Source organism: Mesorhizobium sp. B283B1A, assembly GCF_020165735.1.
Classification (GTDB): Bacteria; Pseudomonadota; Alphaproteobacteria; order Rhizobiales; family Rhizobiaceae; genus Mesorhizobium; species Mesorhizobium opportunistum.
This window is the reverse complement of the sequence record NZ_JAIUIQ010000058.1, coordinates 15,440-33,391: the sequence shown is the minus strand read 5'-3', so window position 1 is coordinate 33,391 and position 17,952 is coordinate 15,440. Positions and strand designations below refer to the sequence as shown.

The following is a 17,952-nucleotide window of genomic DNA, read 5'->3' as shown; positions in this document are numbered from 1 at the left end:
TGAAAGGGCTGAGCCCTGTGCAATACAGGACCCAGCCCTTAAACCTACCAAATCAATGAACCGTCCAACTTTACGGGATCAGTTCAATGGCCGGGCTTTTTTGTTGATGGGAGCGGCAAACACGGCTTCAGCGTCTGGGGGCTACTTCACGTCGAGCGCGTAGGAGCACCCAGCCAGCGCCTTGCCGGGATGGGACTCGACGGTCGAGACGTTGAGCGTGATGCGCGTGGCAAGTCTCACGCCGCCGCTGTCCTCGGTGCTTTCGGCCACGACCTTCTCGCCCAGGAATTTGTCCGGGGTCGAGACGCCGCCGGGACGTTGAGCTGGCGGGCGAGATCCGCTGCGGCGATGCCGTCAAGCACGGCCATCGGTCCGGTTGCGGTAAAGGCGATTGTCACCGTCTCGCGTCCGAAGACATGGACCGGAGCAGGCAGTTGATACTGCCGCAGGAAGGGATTGCCCGATGCAACCTCTTTCCAGCCAAGCGTATCCGCCGCCCTACGCTCGCCGGCCAGCCACAGGGCAAAGCTGTTGTAGTTCGGCACGTCTGCCCGGCATTCGAGGAGTGCGGCGAGGTCGAGCGAGGCGGGATCATAGTCGCCGGCTTTGGCAACAGCCAAATTCGCCAGGATAGCCACCGCCGGCAGGAAACAGTTTCCAGGAATGGCCGAGCGCCTAGGCACATCACACTCAATAATGCGCGTAGCCGCTCAACGGGCATTTTTGGGAGGCGGGAACCCGGAAGGTGCCGTCAATACCGCTGCAGTTACGGAATCTAGGGTTTTGCGGCGGCGGGGCAACCGTCCTTCGCTTGCCCTCGATGACCGTCGGGACTCCGGAATTCTGCGCGTAGCCGCTCGAAGGGCATTTCTGGGAAGCGGGAACCTGGAAGGCGCCGTCAATGCCGCTGCAGTTACGGAAGTTGGGTGACCGCGGCGCCTGGGCTTGCGCGGGCGCAGCCGCCTTTGCTTTGCCCTTGAGGACCATCCAGATTTCGGTCGGCTGGTCGAGCTGAAGCCTGTTTATGTCGGAATAGCTGATGCGGCCGCTGCGTATCCCATCGGCAATGCGCTGGCAAAACAGGGCGGGCATGCGCTCTTGCGAGACGCCCATGAACAAAGCCATGTCATGCTTGAACGTAAGGTCCCGTGTGCGAGCGGAGGCGACGCATTCGTTCATCTCCGCCTTCGGGTCACGCTTGGCGCCTGCCTGTGAGGACTGGCACACCGTCAAGACGACGATCAAGCCAAGCAGAAGAGAAATACTATTCTTCACTGTCAAACCCCCTAAACCCGCAAGTGAACTTAGATGATACCGCCAAAAGGTCAAACAGGAACCGAGTCCAGGCGGCTTGATTTTGTTTATATTAGAGGAAGCAAATAAAAACCCGACGTCTCCGTCGGGTTTCTTAGGCGTAGTTGGCAAAGCGCCAGGCCGTTGTCCGGATATCATCCCTTGCGGTTGCGGGCGGCCAGGGTGCGCAGCCTCAGCGCATTGAGGCGGATGAAGCCGGCGGCGTCCTTCTGGTCATAGGCGCCGCGGTCGTCCTCGAAGGTGACCAGCGCGTCGGAATAGAGCGTCTTCCTGGACTTGCGGCCAGTGACCATGACGTTGCCCTTGTAGAGCTTCAGCCGCACCGTGCCTTCGACGTCTTCCTGGCTCTTGTCGATCATCGCCTGCAGCATCAGGCGCTCGGGCGCGAACCAGAAGCCGTTGTAGATGAGTTCGGCGTAGCGCGGCATGAACTCGTCCTTGAGGTGGGCAGCACCCCGGTCGAGCGTGATCGATTCGATGGCGCGGTGCGCGGCGATGAGAATGGTGCCGCCGGGCGTCTCATAGACGCCGCGCGATTTCATGCCGACGAAGCGGTTCTCGACCAGGTCGAGCCGGCCTATGCCGTTGTCGCGGCCGAGATCGTTGAGTGCCGCCAGCATGGTTGCCGGCGACAGCTTCTTGCCGTTGAGCGCGATCGGATCGCCCTTCAGGAACTCGATCTCGATCTCGGTGACCTTGTCGGGCGCATCCATCGGCGAAACGGTGCGCTGGTGGACGAATTCCGGCGGCTCCACCCAAGGGTCCTCCAGCACCTTGCCCTCGGAGGAGGAGTGCAAGAGGTTGGCGTCGACCGAGAAAGGTGCCTCGCCCCTCTTGTCCTTGGCCACCGGGATCTGGTGCTGCTCGGCGAAATTGATCAGGTCGGTGCGCGACTTGAACGACCAGTCGCGCCACGGCGCGATGACCTTGATGTCGGGGTTCAGCGCGTAAGCCGAAAGCTCGAAGCGCACCTGGTCGTTGCCCTTGCCGGTGGCGCCATGGGCGATCGCATCGGCGCCGGTCTCCCTGGCGATCTCGACGAGATGCTTGGAGATCAGCGGACGCGCGATCGAGGTGCCGAGCAGGTAGGTGCCTTCATAGACGGTGTTGGCGCGGAACATCGGAAAGACGAAGTCGGACACGAATTCCTCGCGCACGTCGACGACGCGGATGTCCTTGATGCCCATCATCTCGGCTTTCTTGCGCGCCGGCTCCAGTTCGCCGCCCTGGCCGAGATCGGCGGTGAAGGTGACGACCTCCGCGCCGAGCTCGGTCTGCAGCCATTTCAGGATGATGGATGTGTCGAGGCCGCCGGAATAGGCGAGCACGACCTTCTTGACGTCTTTGGTCTTGGACATTTCTGCTCCGTCGATGGCGGACACTTGGGCGTCACGCATTGTCGGAGCGCCTTTTAGCAGGAACGGCAAAGCGAGCAAGCATGCGCGGCGCCAGACTACTGATCCAGCGCATGGCGGCTGGCGTCTCTGAAACTCTTCGCGATGTGGAATGGATCGTCAGCCTGATCGATGCACGTGAGGAAGCTCCGAAGCGTCCGGCCACCTAAAAGAAAAAGGCCCTTGCCGCTCGAGGGTGCCCGCCGGAGATGCACTAACTAGGCATCTGGCGCCGGCGCGACGCGCCTTGTATAGGCTCCAGGTCTTCCCGGGGCCTTCCATGTCGTTCATTCCAGACACCACCACGCTGATCCAGTTCGCCATCGCCACCGTGATCCTGGCGATCACGCCTGGACCCGACATGACCCTGTTCGTCTCGCGCACGCTGAGCCAGGGGCGGGCCACCGGCTTTGCCTCGATGGCCGGCGCGCTGTGCGGCACGCTGATCCACACCACGCTGGTGGTGGTCGGCATCTCGGCGCTGATCGTCGCCTCGCCGATGGCTTTCTTCGTGCTGAAGATCTTCGGCGCCGGCTATCTCGTCTTCCTGGCCTGGCAGGCGATCGCCAAGGGCTCGGCCTTCTCGCCGGAAAAGAAGACGGGCCCGCGGATCTCGCTGTTGCGCAGCTGGGCGGCGGGGCTCGGCGTCAACCTGCTCAACCCGAAGATCATCCTGTTCTTCATGACCTTCCTGCCGCAATTCGTCTCCGCGCACGACCCGAACGCGCCCGGAAAACTGTTTTTCCTTGGGCTCATGTTCATCGTGCTGTCGATCCCGGTGACGGCGCCGATGGTGCTGGCGGCGGAAAAGTTCTCGGCGGCCATGAAAGCCAGCCCGCGGGTCACGCGGGTGGTCGACTATCTCTTTGCCGGCGTGTTTTCGGCCTTCGCGCTCAAGATCCTGACGGCCCAGGCGAAGTAGGCTTTCCCGTTACCGCAAATTTACCGGCGCTGTTGCATTGTTGCAATTGTAGGCTCCGTTGCGCTCGCCTAAGAACCGCTAGGGCACTTGGGGAAATCAATGAAAAGCATACTTTTGGCATCTGTCGCCTTGATCGGGCTGGTCTGCGAGGCCAGCGCGCAGGACGCGGCTTACAACTGGTCGGGGTCTTATATCGGTGTCGAGGGCGGCTATGCCGGCTCTTCGGTCCGCTTCAATGCCGACGCGACCAGCTTCGACGACACCTACCACAAGGATGGTTATCTCGGCGGCATCTACGCCGGGCATGACTGGCAAAGCGGACAATTCGTCTATGGCGTAGTCGGTGATTTCGATTTCATCGGCATGCACGACACGGAATTCGGCCAGCTTGACCTTCTAGGCAAGGGCGAGACCTACACCTACGACGTCGACTGGGTTGCGACCGCGCGCGGCCGCGCCGGCTATGCGGTGACGGACGGTTTGCTGGCTTATGTGACCGGTGGCGTGGCGGCAGGACATTTTCAGGCGACGTCTTACAACCGTCCTTTTCTTGCACCATTTGCGTCGACCTCGGATTTCTCCGGCGTGAAGTTCGGTGGTGTGTTCGGCCTCGGCACCGAATATGCGCTGGCTGACAAGTGGTCGCTGAAGGCGGAATATCTCCACTACATATTCGACGAGATCGAGCCGGGGCCGGGCGGTACGGCCGGCGCGAGTTTCCGGCCGTCTCTCGACACGGTGAAATTCGGTATAGCGTATCGCTTCTAAGGGTAAGCTAGGCGGGAAGACCGGGTCCGGCGAAGAGTCGGGTCAATCCGGCCGCCTCGGCCATCTTTGTACGCTCTTCATACTCTTCGAGCGTCAGCGCATAGAGCATCTGGTCGATGCGTTTGCCGGTGCGGCCATCGATGCGGTGCGACCGCAAGGTGCCTTCGAGCCGCAAGCCGGATCGTTCGCAGACGGCGATGGCCGCTTGATTTCGCGCCAGTGGCTGGAATGTAACCTTCTCCAGCTTGCGCTCGCGAAAGAAATGCCGGAGCAATACGACGGACGCCTCGAATGCCATGTTGCGGCCGCGGTTGTCCGGATCGCCGATGATCAGATGGAGCGAGCCGAGGCGGTGCCTCAGGTCGACCTCCATCACGGCCAGGCCTAGCGGCACGTCATCGGGCCGTCGCAGGATCGCCATCAGGTTTCGCTTCAGATTGTCGAAGCTCGCGACATAGGCGCGGAAAGCGTCGAGACCCATGGCTTTCTGCGGCGCGTTCAGCCCTTCCATGACAGCCGGATCGGTCAGCCATTCCGCGATCTCAGGCGTGACCTCGGACGGCACGAGCGTTCGGATGCGAGCTTTGTCGCTCCACCTGTCGACAAAGACCGGCTTCAGCCGCTGTGCCGCAAGAGGTGTAACAAGCGGTGGGAGTGGCGACCTTGCGCCCTGCTGCGGCATTTTTGGCATGGCCTAGTCATGCGAAAGCAAGCGGTCGGGGTCAAGAGCGCCGATCGAGATCAGGCGCCTGAAAGCTTCGCGTGGCCGTTTGCCACCAGCTTCCAGCCCAGCGCCCGGCGGCGAGCCAGTAGAAGATGCCGCCGATCATGCCGCTGCCGATCACTGCCATGATGGCGCTGGTGCCGGTCACCGCGAAGGTGGTGTCACCGATGTGGTCGACAATGCCGAGGAACACGGCCGCGACCACGGCACCCGCCAGCGCATAGAACAGCCAGTCGCGCCGGCCGAGGATTTCGGCAACCAGGACGACGACCGCCGCCGGCATGAAAGCGAAATAGGCGACGAACAGGGCGACGAAGGGAATCGAGAAATACAGCGAAGCCGTCACCGCCGGATGCGCCTGTTCAGGCATGTAACCGAGCGATGCCAGGAACAGGGCGTTGAGAAAAGCGCTCGCCGCCAGCGAAGCGACCGCATAACCGAACAGGATGACGGCAAGGCGCACGATGTAGGTGACCAAGCGGCCCATCACGGATCCCGCTGTTTGAGCTGACCGGACCCGCGCCCGGCCAGAAGCCAGTAGACCCAACCGGCAGCGGTGCCGGCGGTTGCCAGGAAACCGAGGAAGCCAGGATTGAAAACAAATCCTCCCGCAGAACCCGGAACCAAAACGCCAAAGGCGATGGACGTGATCGCACCCGTGGCCGCGAAGTAGAACCATCCTTGCAGCGACCGCCATTCGGCGAGAACGATGGCAGGACCGACGACCAGCAGCGCGCAGACCGCCACGGTCAACACGGCGAGCGGAAAGGACCCCAGCCAGTCGAAGGTGAAAACCAGGGACCAGTTGCCGTATTCGATCCCTTCCAGAAGCGTGATCAGCAGGACTGGCACCAGGATGGAGGTCAGCACGGCGGCGACATAACCGACCGCTATGATGGCGAAACGCTTGAGCCCGGCGACGAGACGGTTCACGCCTCGCCGTGCCCCGCGATCATCATGGCTTCCAGCGCCAGCCGGTCGACCTTGCGCATGCGCTCCGATTCCGACTTCAGCTGGCCGCAGGCGGCAAGGATGTCGCGGCCGCGCGGCGTGCGGATCGGCGAGGCATAGCCGGCATTGTTGATGTAGTCGGCGAATTTCTCGATCGTCTCCCAGTCCGAGCACTGGTAATTGGTGCCCGGCCACGGATTGAACGGGATCAGGTTGATCTTGGCCGGAATGCCCTTGAGCAGCTTGATCAGGCCCTTGGCGTCCTCGATGGAATCGTTGACGTCCTTCAGCATCACATATTCGAAGGTGATGCGCCTGGCGTTCGACAGGCCGGGATAGGCGCGGCAGGCGGCGATCAGATCCTTGAGCGGATACTTCTTGTTGATCGGCACCAGGAGGTCGCGCAGATCGTCATTGGTGGCGTGCAGCGAGATCGCCAGCATGACGCCGATCTCCTCGCCGGTGCGGAAGATCTCGGGCACGACGCCGGAGGTCGACAGCGTGATGCGTCTTTTCGACAAGGAAAGCCCGTCGCCGTCGGAGGCGATCAGCAGCGCCTTCTTGACCGCTTCGAAATTGTAGAGCGGCTCGCCCATGCCCATCATGACGATGTTGGACACTTTGCGGCCCTCGGCCGGCACGATAGCGCCGTCGGGCGTATCGCGGTCGGGAAAATCGCCGAGCCGGTCGCGGGCGGTGAGCAATTGCGCCAGGATTTCCTCGGCGGTCAGGTTGCGCACCAGCTTCTGCGTACCGGTGTGGCAAAACGAGCAGGTCAGCGTGCAGCCGACCTGCGAAGAGATGCAAAGCGTGCCGCGGCCTTCCTCGGGGATGTAGACGGTCTCGATCTCGACCGGCCGGCCGGCGCCGCGCGGCGGGAAGCGGAACAGCCATTTGCGGGTGCCGTCGGCGGAAATCTGCTCCTCGACGATTTCGGGCCGCGCCACGGTGAAATGCTTGTCGAGTTCGGCGCGCAGGTCCTTGGAGATGTTGAACATGCCGGCGAAGTCGGAAACGCCGCGCACATACATCCAGTGCCAGAGCTGCTGGGCGCGCATTTTTGCCTGGCGTTCCGGCACGATGCCCGAAGCGACCAGCGCCTCGCCGAGCTCGGCCCGGGTGAGGCCGATCAGCGACGGTCTTTCGGCCAACGGGGCGCGGGCGCGCAACGCGTCACGGGCGCCTTCAGCGGTGAGGTCGAATGAAAGGGTCATGGTTTCACAGATATAAGCGGTTTGCGGCCAATGTTCAGACATCGGCCTGATATGAAGCGCGGCGCATAGCACAGGTTGAGGGCGGAGTCATGCCGGATGGCACACAACGCCTTCCTGTCGGCGGCGTCTCGATCGTGAAGGTTCTGGTCGACACACGAACCCATGGGGCTGAACCGAGCATTCACGGACCACCCGGTTTGACGCACGACAACGCCCGCTACGCCGGCCTTGCGGCCGCTTCCGGTGCGCTGGGACCGATCACATTGTCGTGTTGGCGTAACAATTCCCGTGCCGGCTTCGAAGTCTGAAAGGGGCAACCATGCCCTCGACAAATGGGAGTATGCACAATGAACTCGATCAAGATCGCCGTCCTCGCAGGGCTCGTCGGCCTTTTCGCCTCGCAGGCACTTGCCGAAGACGCGATGGGCAAAATGACCATGATGAAAGGCGGGGAGGTGACGGCGATCATGCCGGACGGGCACATGGGCACCATGATGCCGGATGCGAAGATGGGTGCCGAGATGATGAAGATGGCAAAGCCGATCAAGCATTGCATGATGATGATGACCGACGCCAAGGGCAAAGCCTACATGATCGATACATCGACCAAGAAGGCCCAGGCGGAATGCGAAAAAATGGCCATGTGAGGCTCTGGGTCCCGCCGGCACGGAGGCCGGCGGGACCTGTTCGAACTTTCTTCCCGCAAGTGGCTCACCTGAAACCCGGGTCGGATTCTCACCTGTCAATGTGAAGGGTATCGATGCCGGTGCTTTGATCTGTTTCCGGCGGCGGCGGTGGCATGCCCCGTGCCCGATAGGAAGGCAAATCGGGAGCGTCGGAAGCGACCGGATTCGCCTGGAGCCGTGCGATCAGGCCCTTCATCTGCGTAATCTCGCGCACCTGGGCATTGATAATGCCGTCGGCCAGCTTGCGGACCTCGGGGTCCCGGATATGCGCGCGTTCGCTGGTCATGATCGCGATCGAGTGATGGGGGATCATTGCCTTCATATACGAGATGTCGCTCACGGTTTCCTGACTTCTGACCAACCACAAAGCGCCGGCGAAAACGAGGATGCTGCAGGCCACGATGCCGATGTTGGCGGTGGTGTTCCTGTACATCCTCCACATGAAGCCGATCATGATCACGGTCATGGTGGCGCCCATGACGACGGCCATCCAGGCTCGGGTCTGACTGAAGAAGACGTGGTCGAGAGCGTAGGTGTTCAGGTACATCAGGCCATACATGACCACGGTGGAAACGACGATCATTGCGGCAAACCGGGGGTAGCTCATCATGTGCTCCTTGTTGAGGGAGCAGAACCGCTGCCATGAACTTTTGATCCACAACGCACTCGATTCATGCGTTTGATCGACGCCATGCCCGTGCTAGGGCTCAGCCTCCATCCGAGGACAGACATGGCCGGCCAATCGCGAAAATATCCCCTGTTGCGGCGCTCGCGCGCCATGTGGGGCTCGCGGCGCGTCTGGCAGCCGCGGCTGGTGTTCTGGGCCGGCGCCGTCGGCATTGGCGTGATCAGCGTCCTGTTCGCGGTGCTGGCCGACAGGGCGCAGGAACTGTTCCATCTGATAACGGGCAGCGAGGACGGCTGGCGTTTCTATCTGCCGCTCATCCTCACGCCGCTGGGCTTCGTGCTGTGCGCCTGGCTGGCCCACAGCTTCTTCCCCGGTTCGCAAGGCAGCGGCATTCCGCAGGCGATCGCCGCCCGGCACCTGCGCGACGACGACGACCGCAGCCACATCCTCTCGCTCAAGCTGGTGGCGGGCAAGATCGCGCTCACCATCGTCGGCCTGTTCTGCGGCGCTTCGATCGGCCGCGAGGGGCCGACCGTGCAGGTCGGCGCGTCGCTGATGCTGCAGGCGGCGCGCTGGGGCGGCATGGCGCAGGCGCGCGGCCTGATCCTGGCCGGCTCGGCGGCCGGCATCGCCGCCGCCTTCAACACGCCGCTGGCCGGCATCGTCTTCGCCATCGAGGAAATGGGGCGCACCTATGAGGCGCGCACCAATGGGCTGGTGCTGACGGCGGTGATCCTGGCCGGCATCGCCTCGCTCGGCCTGCTTGGCAACTACACCTATTTCGGCGTCTCGAAGGAGACGATCGCGTTTGCCGCCGACTGGCCGCTGGTGATCGCCTGCGGCGTCATCGGCGGCGGCTTCGGCGCGCTGTTCTCGCTGCTGGCGCTGAAGATAACGCGACGGATCCGGCGCTGGCACACCGGGCAGCCCCTGCAGCGCGCCTTGCTGGTGGCCGCCGTCTGCGGGCTTGCCGTGGCGGCGATCGGCATCGCTTCGGGCGGGCTGACCTTCGGCACCGGCTATGTGCAGGCGCGGGGCGCCGTCGAGGGCACGCCGCTGCCCTGGTTCTTCTTCGCCGAAAAGTTCCTGGCCGGGCTGCTGTCGATGGTCTCGGGCATTCCCGGAGGCATCTTCGCACCATCGCTGGCGGTCGGCGCCGGCATCGGCAGTTCGCTCGGCCTCGTCCTCGGCGCCAGCACCGGTGCGGCGGCTCTGCTCGGCATGGCCGGTTATTTCGCCGGCGTCGTGCAGGCGCCGATGACGGCTTTCGTGATCATCCTGGAAATGACCGGCAATCACGATAATGTCATCGCGCTGATGCTGGCCTCGATGCTGGGCTACGGCACGGCGCGCATGATCTCGCACGAGCCGCTCTATCACGCGCTGTCGCGTGTGTTCATTGCCGAGGCGATCCGGCGGCGGCGGGCGGAAGCCGCGCCGGCCCCGCAGGACTGAGCCGGTGAGCCCGAAAAGCAAAAGGCCGGGCTTTGCGGCCCGGCCTTTTGGTTCAAATATGGTTCGTGCCTATTTGCACTTGGCGATCGACGACAGCGCCGCCGAGATGCCCTTCAACGAGAAGACATAGGAGGTCGGGTTGCCGCGGCCGGACTTCGCCGACACCTTCATGTCGCTGCCGGTCTTCATGGCGGCGATCAGCACCGGCTCCTCGGCAGCGTTCTCGACCCAGGCCGACTTGCCGCGCGTGAACATCGAGAAGGATTTCTTGTCGATGGTGACGGTGGCCTTGGAGCCTTCCTGGAAATTGTAGCCGGCGATGAACTGCGGCTCGTAGGAGACCTGCTGGCCGGGGCGCTGGCTGACGAAAAAGAACATGTCGCCATGATCGAGCGTCGGCGGCTGCTTGTCGGTCGGCACGGTCAGCACGTAGCAGACCTTGCCGCCCGACGCCTGGTAGCTGTAGGTGCCCCAGGCATTGTGCTGGCCGATCTTGGTCGCCTGCTGCGCCAGCGCCGGCGCTGCAAAGGCCACCAAGGCCAGACCCGAGACTAGTGCAATCAATCCGCGCATCGTTTTTCCCGTATTCCAAATGGTGCGGAGGCGGGCCGCATGGCGTCCTGCCGTCGCTTCATTTTGATTTAATCTGGGTTACCAAACGGTGAACTTCTCTGAGAAAAGGACACTCACCCTAGGAAACCGCCGCCATTTTCGCGCCGCCGCCTTGTCAGCGGCTGGCGCGACGTCCCTTCGGCGACTTGGAGGCCACGAAAGCGGCAAGAGTTTGACTTTTTTGCCGGGCCTCCGAACGCCTGTAGCCGGAGGCCTGGCTGGCATCGGGACGCTCAGCCCTTGTCGGCGATGGCATCCCTGGCGGCCTGTCGATGCGCCGGCGTGATGTGGGCGCTGACGGCGGTAATCGCAGCAGTCAGCACGGCAATGTCGTCGGTGAAGCCGAGCCCGAAGATGAAGTCGGGGATGAGGTCGACCGGCAGCACGAAATAGCCGAGCGCCGCCACCAATATGCCCTTGGCGCGCAGCGGCGTGTTCTTGTCCATGGCGCAGTAGTAGGCGGCGACGACATCTTCCATGAACGGAATCTGCCGCGCGGCCTTCTTGGCCGTGCGCCAGAATTTCTCGCGCACTTCGCCCTCGCCGGCGAGCTTGTCGCCAAAGCCGAAGAAATCAAAACCGGATTCTTGCGCCATCAATCACTCCTCGCGGGCCTCATGCGCATCCCAGCGCATGCCTCGCGAGCGAAAATGTGGTGAAAGCCGAACCCCGCTGCAAGATGCCGGTGCCGATTTGGCGATCCGCGCCCGGTTGCGGGCATGAAAAGGTAATGTTCAGCCGCCGGCAAAGCGGTTCATCTTCTTCGCCAACTCGATGTCGAGTGCCGTCAGGCCGCCGGCATCATGGGTGTTGAGCGTGACCTCGACCGTCTTGTAGACGTTCGACCATTCGGGGTGGTGGTCCATCTTTTCCGCGGCAAGGGCGACGCGGGTCATGAAGGCGAAGGCCTCGGAGAAATTCTTGAAGGTGAAGGTGCGGCTGATCGAGCCGCCATCCTGTGCCAGCGCCCAACCATCGAGGCCGGTCAGCGCTGCTTCGGCGGCTTGCCTGTCCAGTTTCTCTCTCGCCATGTTCTTTTCCCATGCTATCTCGATTGAAGTCGTCACCATAATGCATGTCGCGGTTTTGGGATAACGACATGCGCAACGAAATTCCGGATCGATGAGCGCGAAGCCGATAAAATCCATTCTGTTCGTTTGCCTCGGCAATATCTGCCGTTCGCCACTGGCCGAGGGCGTGTTTCGCGCGGTCTGGGCGGAGCGCGGGCTTGGCCGGGACATCCTGCTCGATTCGGCCGCCACAAGCGGTTGGGAGGTCGGCTCCGCTCCCGATCCGCGCTCGATGGCGATTGCCGTGCATCACGGCATCGACATTTCCGCGCAGCGGGCACGCCGGATCACGTCGCAGGATTTTCACCGCTTCGACCTGATCCTGGGCATGGACCGATCAAATGTTCGCGACCTGAAGGCGCTGGCGCCGGCGGTGATGCGCGAGCGCATACACCTGTTCCTGGACTTCGCGCAGGGAAAACCGCGCGACGTGCCGGATCCCTATTACGACGGTCAGCAGGCTTTCGCCGAGGTCTACCGCATGATCCGCGAGGCGTCGGAGGCGCTGGCGACCCGGCTGGCAGGGCGGGCGTCGGTGCTCGACAGCGGCCAGGCTTCCTCGACGATATAGGGTCCTCCGCCGACCGAATCGCGCGACGACATCAAGACGAAGCGGCCGATGCGGAACGGCAGGGTCGAGAAATTGCCGCGCGCCGACAGATATTGAGCAACGTCCAGCGGGCTCGAATTGCGCAGCCTTGCAAGGGTGACATGCGGCATGAATTTGCGCGGATCGGCGGGGATGCCGAGCCGCTGGCAGATGCGATCGATTTCCCCCTGAAGTGCCGCCAGATCGGGCGAAGCCGACACGCCGGCCCACACCGCATGCGGCTTTTTCTGGCCGAAAGCACCGACGCCGGTCAGGGTCAGCGAGAAGGACGGGCGGTGGACGCGGTCGAGCGCGTTGGCGATCTCGTCGGCGACATGGCCCTCGACATCGCCGATGAAACGCAGCGTCAGATGATAGTTTTCGACATCGATCCAGCGCGCCCCTGGCAGGCCACCCCTCAAAAGGGACAGCGAAAGGGCGGCGTCACGCGGAATTTCGAGGGCGGTGAAAAGACGCGGCATCAAAAGCCTCCCTTCCTCGAATCGAAACTGTCACCCGTAGCGAATCATCGATAATCAAATGGAGCAAGTGGTTTGTTGGTCGCAGGTCCTTAACTAAGCTTCCGCAGCGGAAGTTGTTCCGGTTCGATCCTTACGAAGCTTTCGGGGCAGCCGCGATGGCCTTCTCGACCGTCGGCAGGATGCGCTCGACCATCCGGTCGATACCTTTGACGCTCGGATGCAAGCCATCCTCGAGCTGCATGCCGGGCTCTCCAGCGACGCCGTCGAGGAAGAATGGATAAAGGTCGATGTCGTATTTCTTCGCAAGGCCCGGGAAAATGGCGTCGAAGGCGTTCTGATAGTCGGCGCCGAGATTGGGCGCGGCGCGCATGCCGGCCAGCAGCACCGCGATCTTGCGCTCCTTCAACTTGGCCAGCATCTCGTCGAGGTTCTTCCTGGTTATGTCGGGCGCGACGCCGCGCAGCATGTCGTTGGCGCCAAGTTCGAGGATGACCAGCCGCGTGCCGTCGGGCACCGACCAGTCGAGCCGCGCCAGGCCGCCGCTGGTGGTGTCGCCCGAAACGCCGGCATTGGCGACAGCCACATCATGGCCCTTGGCACGAAGGGCTGCCTGCAATTTGTCGGTAAACCCCTCGTCGGGTCCGAGGCCGAAACCCGCCATCAGGCTGTCACCGAAGCCGACGATCTTGAAAGGCTCGGCGCGCGCCGACGAAATGGCGCCGCAAATGGCGAGGAAAACGATCAGGCCTGCGGCAATGCGGCGTTTGAAAGACATGCGGCAGGCCCCATATGAGCAGCGAATTCTTCCCGCGACGGCTTCCGGCAAGCAGAGCCTTCCCCTCCCATATAGGACGCTTTCATTTTGACAGAAGCCGTCATCGAGTTGAAAGACGTATCCCTGAGGCTCGGTGAAGGCGCTTCCTCCGTCCATGTGCTGAAGGGCATCAGCCTCGAGGTGGCGCGCGGCGAAGCGACCGGCATCGTCGGTCCGTCGGGCTCCGGCAAGTCGACCTTGCTGATGGTGCTGGCAGGCCTGGAGCGGATCGATTCGGGCACGGTACGGATCGCCGGCGAACTGCTCAACGGCAAAAGCGAGGATCAGATTGCCTCGTTTCGTGGCCGAAACATCGGCATCGTGTTCCAGTCCTTTCACCTCATTCCCAACATGACGGCGCTCGAAAATGTCGCCGTGCCGCTCGAGCTGGCCGGCCACGCCGATCCGTTTTCGGTGGCGGAGCGGGAACTGGCGGCGGTTGGCCTCAGCGATCGCGTCACCCATTATCCCGGCGAACTTTCGGGCGGCGAACAGCAGCGCGTGGCGATTGCCCGGGCGCTGGCGCCGTCGCCGCGCATCCTCATCGCCGACGAGCCGACCGGCAATCTCGACCAGGCGACGGGGCGGCAGGTCGCCGATCTCCTGTTCGCCAAGGCGGCCGAGCGCGGCCTGACGCTGGTGCTGGTCACCCATGATCCGTCTCTTGCGGCGCGCTGCTCGCGCCAGGTCTCGATGCGCTCCGGCCTGATCGAGGACGCGCCCTTGCTCAAAGTGACGGCCTAGCCATGGCGGAAAAGGCTGGCTGGTCGCGGACCTTTTCACTCGCCGTCCGCTTCTCGCTGCGCGAAATGCGCGGCGGCCTTTCCGGCTTCCTGATCTTCCTCGCCTGCATCGCGCTTGGCGTCGCGGCGATCGGCGGCGTCAATTCGGTGGCGCGCTCGATCAGTGCCGGCGTCGCCAGCCAAGGCCAGACGCTGCTTGGCGGCGACCTTCGCTTCCAGATCAACCAGCGTGACGCCAGCCCGGCCGAACGCGGCTTCCTCGACGCGCTGGGTGTGGTCTCGCGCACCGCCAGCATGCGCTCGATGGCGCGTCTGGCCGACGGGTCCGACCAGGCGCTGGTCGAGGCCAAGGCGGTCGACGACGCCTACCCTCTCTATGGCGCGCTGGAAACCGAGCCGGCGCTGACGGAACAGGAATTGTTCGGCAGGCAATTCGGCGTTTTTGGTGCGGCCGCGCCCGATCTCTTGTTCGAGCGGCTGCATGTCAAGCTCGGCGACCGGCTGAAGCTCGGCACCGCCACGTTCGAACTGCGCGCCAGGCTGGTCACCGAGCCGGATGCCGTGTCCGACGGTTTCGGCTTCGCGCCGCGGCTGATGATCTCTACCGAGGCGCTGGCCGCCACCGGGCTGGTGCAGCCGGGCAGCCTGGTCGAGAACGCCTACAAGATCCGACTGCCGGCTGACGCCGACGAAGCGCGGCTGAAAGCCATCCAGGACCAGGCGGCCAAGGATTTTCCCGAGGCCGGCTGGTCGATCCGCACGCGCGGCAATGCCGCGCCGGCGCTGTCGGCCAACATCGAACGGTTCTCGCAGTTTCTGACGCTGGTCGGGCTGACGGCGCTGGTGGTCGGCGGCGTCGGCGTCGCCAATGCGGTGCGCGCCTATCTCGACGGCAAGCGCGGCGTCATCGCCACCTTCAAGAGCCTTGGCGCTTCCGGCGGCTTCGTCTTTACCGTCTACCTCGTGCAGATCCTGATCATCGCGGCCCTTGGCATCGTGCTCGGCCTTGTCATCGGGGCGCTGATGCCGTTCGCGGCAAGCGCTGCCCTGCAGTCCGTCATTCCGGTGCCGGCGCAAGGCGGCTTCTATCCCGGCGCGCTCGGCATGGCCGCGCTGTTCGGGCTGCTGGTGACGCTGGCCTTCGCGCTGCTGCCGCTCGGCCGCGCCCGCGACGTGCCGGCGACCGCGCTGTTCCGGGAGATGGGGATGGAAGGCCGTGGCCGGCCGCGCCTCGTCTACGTCGCTTCGGCGCTTGGCATCGCGCTGTTCCTGGCGGCGTTGGCGATCCTGTTCTCGGGCGACCAGCGCATCGCCTCGATCTTTGTCGGGGCCACGATCTTCGCCTTCCTGGTGCTGCGCCTCGTCGGCTCGCTGGTGCAGTGGGCGGCGAGGAAGAGCCCGCGTGTGCGCTCCGTGGCGCTCCGGCTTGCCGTCGGCAACATCCACCGGCCCGGCGCCTTGACGCCGTCGGTGGTGCTGTCGCTGGGACTCGGGCTGACGCTATTGGTGACGCTGGCGCTGATCGACGGCAATCTGCGGCGGCAGATATCCGGCAACCTGCCCGAGCGGGCGCCGAACTTCTTCTTCGTCGACATCCAGGGCAGCGATGTCGATGCGTTCTCCGCCCTGATCGGCAAGGAAGCGCCGCTGGGCACGCTGGCCAAGGTGCCGATGTTGCGCGGCCGGGTGATGGCGCTGAACGGCGTCGACGTCGACAAGGTCAAGGTGCCGGCCGAAGGCGCCTGGGTGCTGAAAGGCGATCGCGGCCTGACCTATGACGCGAAACAGCCTGAAAACGCGACGCTGACCGAGGGCAAATGGTGGCCGGACAATTATTCCGGCGAGCCGCTGGTCTCGTTTTCGGCGCAGGAGGGCAAGGAAATCGGGCTGAAGCTCGGCGACACCGTCACCGTCAATGTTCTCGGCCGCAACGTCACGGCCAGGATCGCCAGTTTCCGCCAGGTCGAATGGGAGACGATGGGCATTAATTTCGTCATGGTGTTCTCGCCCAACACATTCACTGGCGCCCCGCATGGGTGGATGGCGACGCTGACCGAAAAGAGCGCCACGACGGCCGACGATGCGCGCATCCTCAATGCCGTCACCCGCGCCTTCCCGGCGGTGACGACGGTGCGCGTGAAGGATGCGCTCGATGTCGTCAACCGGCTGGTCGGCCAGCTCGGCACGGCGATCAGGGCCGCGGCCGGCGTGGCGCTGATCGCCTCGGTGCTGGTGCTGGCCGGCGCGCTTGCCGCCGGCAACCGGGCGCGCATCCATGACGCGGTGGTGCTGAAGACACTTGGCGCGACCAGGAGAACGCTGATAACGGCATTCTCGCTGGAGTACATGCTGATCGGATTGGCCACGGCACTCTTCGCGCTGGCGGCCGGCGGGATCGCGGCCTGGTACATCGTCGCCCGCATCATGACCCTGCCATCGCATTTCATGCCGGAAGTGGCGGTCGCAACCATCGTCTTCGCGCTGGTGATCACGGTCGGCATCGGTCTTGCCGGCACCTGGCGGGTGCTCGGCCACAAGGCGGCACCGGTGCTGCGCAACCTGTAAATTCAGGGCCGGAACGGCTATCCCAGGTTAAATCTTGGTAAGGATGCCGGCCAGAAAGCCCGGGAATCGGCATTTCGGCCTCTCACGAACCGTTACATCCGGTTACGGTCTTGTTCTTGACGCGAATAACCATCATATTTCGCCACAGGCATGCTGGAGCCCCGCCAGCGGCGCCTGGGTCCGGATGGACCTGACACCGGACGGGGCAGAAGCAATAGAGGACTCCAATGGCTGAACCCATTCGTAATTATCAGACGCGCGCCGTGCCCGGCGCCGGCGTCGATATCGATCAGGGCCTGCGCGCCTACATGGTCAAGGTCTACAATCTGATGGGGCTTGGCCTCCTCATCACCGGCCTTGCCGCTGTCGGCACGATCATGCTGGCCACCACCACCGATCCGGCCTCGGCTGTCGCAACGCTGCCGAGCGGTGAAATGCTGACCTCCTTCGGCTACGCGATCTTCGGCTCGCCGCTGCGCTGGGTGGTGATTCTAGCCCCGCTGGCCGCGGTGATGTTCCTGTCGTTCCGCGTCCAGTCGATGAGCGTTTCGGCGGCGCAGACGACGTTCTGGGTCTATGCCGGCCTCGTCGGCCTATCGCTGTCGTCGATCTTCCTGGTCTACACCACGGCAAGCATCGCGCAGACCTTCTTTGCCACCGCCGCCGGCTTCGGCGCGCTGTCGCTCTACGGCTACACCACCAAGCGCGACCTGACGGCGATGGGCTCGTTCCTGATCATGGGCGTGTTCGGCCTGATCATCGCGATGGTGATCAACATCTTCCTGCAGTCATCGGCGCTGTCCTTCGCCGTTTCGGCGATCGGCGTGCTGATTTTCGCCGGCCTCACCGCCTATGATACGCAGAAGATCAAGGAGATGTATTTCGAGGGTGATGCTTCCGATGTCGCCGGCCGCAAGGCCATCATGGGCGCGTTGAGGCTCTATCTCGACTTCATCAACCTGTTCATGTTCCTGCTGCAGTTCATGGGCGACCGCCGCTGAGGCACGCTTCATGGTCTGAC

21 protein-coding genes are annotated in these 17,952 nt (G+C 63.5%); 8 read left to right on the top strand and 13 right to left on the bottom strand.

Going from position 1 to position 17,952, the window contains the following annotated elements; all coding sequences use genetic code 11:
* Positions 1-236: 236 nt before the first annotated feature.
* The 3 genes from LB577_RS30310 to LB577_RS30300 form a co-directional block, all read right to left on the bottom strand.
* Positions 237-620 (bottom strand): hypothetical protein, encoded by a 384-nt coding sequence (locus LB577_RS30310; protein ID WP_224690096.1) that lies wholly within the window; start codon positions 618-620, stop codon positions 237-239.
* A gap of 70 nt (positions 621-690) precedes the next feature.
* On the bottom strand, positions 691-1,179 hold the full coding sequence (locus LB577_RS30305; protein WP_224690095.1) for a hypothetical protein: 489 nt from the start codon (positions 1,177-1,179) through the stop codon (positions 691-693).
* Positions 1,180-1,448: 269 nt separating this feature from the next.
* Complete coding sequence (locus tag LB577_RS30300) at positions 1,449-2,672, bottom strand: argininosuccinate synthase (RefSeq protein WP_023768393.1); 1,224 nt, start codon at positions 2,670-2,672, stop codon at positions 1,449-1,451.
* Between the two features lie 316 nt (positions 2,673-2,988).
* Here LB577_RS30300 and LB577_RS30295 point away from each other — a divergent pair, with 316 nt between their 5' ends.
* A complete protein-coding gene (locus LB577_RS30295) occupies positions 2,989-3,630 on the top strand; it encodes a LysE family translocator (RefSeq protein WP_224690094.1) in 642 nt (213 codons plus the stop codon).
* Positions 3,631-3,729: 99 nt separating this feature from the next.
* Complete coding sequence (locus LB577_RS30290) at positions 3,730-4,398, top strand: outer membrane protein (RefSeq protein ID WP_224690093.1); 669 nt, start codon at positions 3,730-3,732, stop codon at positions 4,396-4,398.
* Positions 4,399-4,405: 7 nt separating this feature from the next.
* Here the strand turns inward: LB577_RS30290 and LB577_RS30285 are convergent, their stop codons facing one another.
* The 4 genes from LB577_RS30285 to rlmN form a co-directional block, all read right to left on the bottom strand.
* Positions 4,406-4,963 carry a GNAT family N-acetyltransferase gene (locus LB577_RS30285; protein ID WP_181176805.1) on the bottom strand — a complete coding sequence of 186 codons (558 nt, stop codon included), beginning with the start codon at positions 4,961-4,963 and terminating at the stop codon, positions 4,406-4,408.
* 157 nt (positions 4,964-5,120) lie between these two features.
* Positions 5,121-5,609, bottom strand: a complete 489-nt coding sequence (locus tag LB577_RS30280; RefSeq protein ID WP_224690092.1) for a hypothetical protein — start codon at positions 5,607-5,609, stop codon at positions 5,121-5,123.
* Positions 5,609-6,055: a hypothetical protein gene (locus tag LB577_RS30275; RefSeq protein ID WP_023768399.1), complete on the bottom strand. Its 447-nt coding sequence runs from the start codon at positions 6,053-6,055 to the stop codon at positions 5,609-5,611. The genes LB577_RS30280 and LB577_RS30275 overlap by 1 nt, the downstream gene beginning before the upstream one ends.
* Positions 6,052-7,287, bottom strand: coding sequence for a 23S rRNA (adenine(2503)-C(2))-methyltransferase RlmN (rlmN, locus tag LB577_RS30270; RefSeq protein WP_224690091.1), 1,236 nt, complete (start codon positions 7,285-7,287; stop codon positions 6,052-6,054). The genes LB577_RS30275 and rlmN overlap by 4 nt, the downstream gene beginning before the upstream one ends.
* Positions 7,288-7,634: 347 nt before the next feature.
* Here rlmN and LB577_RS30265 point away from each other — a divergent pair, with 347 nt between their 5' ends.
* Positions 7,635-7,934: a hypothetical protein gene (locus LB577_RS30265; RefSeq protein ID WP_023768401.1), complete on the top strand. Its 300-nt coding sequence runs from the start codon at positions 7,635-7,637 to the stop codon at positions 7,932-7,934.
* 88 nt (positions 7,935-8,022) lie between these two features.
* Here LB577_RS30265 and LB577_RS30260 read toward each other — a convergent pair whose 3' ends face one another.
* Complete coding sequence (locus LB577_RS30260; RefSeq protein ID WP_224690090.1) at positions 8,023-8,580, bottom strand: DUF305 domain-containing protein; 558 nt, start codon at positions 8,578-8,580, stop codon at positions 8,023-8,025.
* Between the two features lie 123 nt (positions 8,581-8,703).
* Here LB577_RS30260 and LB577_RS30255 point away from each other — a divergent pair, with 123 nt between their 5' ends.
* The gene (locus LB577_RS30255) at positions 8,704-10,056 is read left to right on the top strand and encodes a chloride channel protein (protein ID WP_224690089.1); all 1,353 of its coding nucleotides are present in this window, start codon (positions 8,704-8,706) and stop codon (positions 10,054-10,056) included.
* A gap of 69 nt (positions 10,057-10,125) precedes the next feature.
* On the opposite strand, the gene LB577_RS30250 is transcribed toward LB577_RS30255, so the two are convergent.
* From LB577_RS30250 to LB577_RS30240, 3 genes are all read right to left on the bottom strand, one after another.
* The gene (locus LB577_RS30250; protein ID WP_013892215.1) at positions 10,126-10,629 is read right to left on the bottom strand and encodes an invasion associated locus B family protein; all 504 of its coding nucleotides are present in this window, start codon (positions 10,627-10,629) and stop codon (positions 10,126-10,128) included.
* 272 nt (positions 10,630-10,901) lie between these two features.
* Positions 10,902-11,264 (bottom strand): YkvA family protein, encoded by a 363-nt coding sequence (locus tag LB577_RS30245; RefSeq protein WP_023778919.1) that lies wholly within the window; start codon positions 11,262-11,264, stop codon positions 10,902-10,904.
* A 138-nt stretch (positions 11,265-11,402) separates the two neighbouring features.
* Positions 11,403-11,699: a 4a-hydroxytetrahydrobiopterin dehydratase gene (locus LB577_RS30240; RefSeq protein ID WP_031258495.1), complete on the bottom strand. Its 297-nt coding sequence runs from the start codon at positions 11,697-11,699 to the stop codon at positions 11,403-11,405.
* Positions 11,700-11,790: 91 nt separating this feature from the next.
* Here LB577_RS30240 and LB577_RS30235 point away from each other — a divergent pair, with 91 nt between their 5' ends.
* A complete protein-coding gene (locus LB577_RS30235) occupies positions 11,791-12,309 on the top strand; it encodes a low molecular weight protein-tyrosine-phosphatase (protein ID WP_084018731.1) in 519 nt (172 codons plus the stop codon).
* Here the strand turns inward: LB577_RS30235 and thpR are convergent.
* Entirely contained in the window at positions 12,213-12,809 is a 597-nt protein-coding gene (gene thpR / locus LB577_RS30230) for an RNA 2',3'-cyclic phosphodiesterase (RefSeq protein WP_013892219.1), read from the bottom strand. The genes LB577_RS30235 and thpR overlap by 97 nt on opposite strands.
* Positions 12,810-12,939: 130 nt before the next feature.
* The gene (locus LB577_RS30225) at positions 12,940-13,584 is read right to left on the bottom strand and encodes an arylesterase (RefSeq protein ID WP_023768407.1); all 645 of its coding nucleotides are present in this window, start codon (positions 13,582-13,584) and stop codon (positions 12,940-12,942) included.
* Positions 13,585-13,671: 87 nt separating this feature from the next.
* Here LB577_RS30225 and LB577_RS30220 point away from each other — a divergent pair, with 87 nt between their 5' ends.
* The 3 genes from LB577_RS30220 (at position 13,672) to LB577_RS30210 (ending at position 17,932) form a co-directional block, all read left to right on the top strand.
* On the top strand, positions 13,672-14,367 hold the full coding sequence (locus tag LB577_RS30220) for an ABC transporter ATP-binding protein (protein WP_224690088.1): 696 nt from the start codon (positions 13,672-13,674) through the stop codon (positions 14,365-14,367).
* 2 nt (positions 14,368-14,369) lie between these two features.
* The gene (locus tag LB577_RS30215; RefSeq protein WP_224690087.1) at positions 14,370-16,931 is read left to right on the top strand and encodes an ABC transporter permease; all 2,562 of its coding nucleotides are present in this window, start codon (positions 14,370-14,372) and stop codon (positions 16,929-16,931) included.
* A 227-nt stretch (positions 16,932-17,158) separates the two neighbouring features.
* Positions 17,159-17,932 carry a Bax inhibitor-1/YccA family protein gene (locus LB577_RS30210; protein ID WP_023768411.1) on the top strand — a complete coding sequence of 258 codons (774 nt, stop codon included), beginning with the start codon at positions 17,159-17,161 and terminating at the stop codon, positions 17,930-17,932.
* Positions 17,933-17,952: the final 20 nt, after the last annotated feature.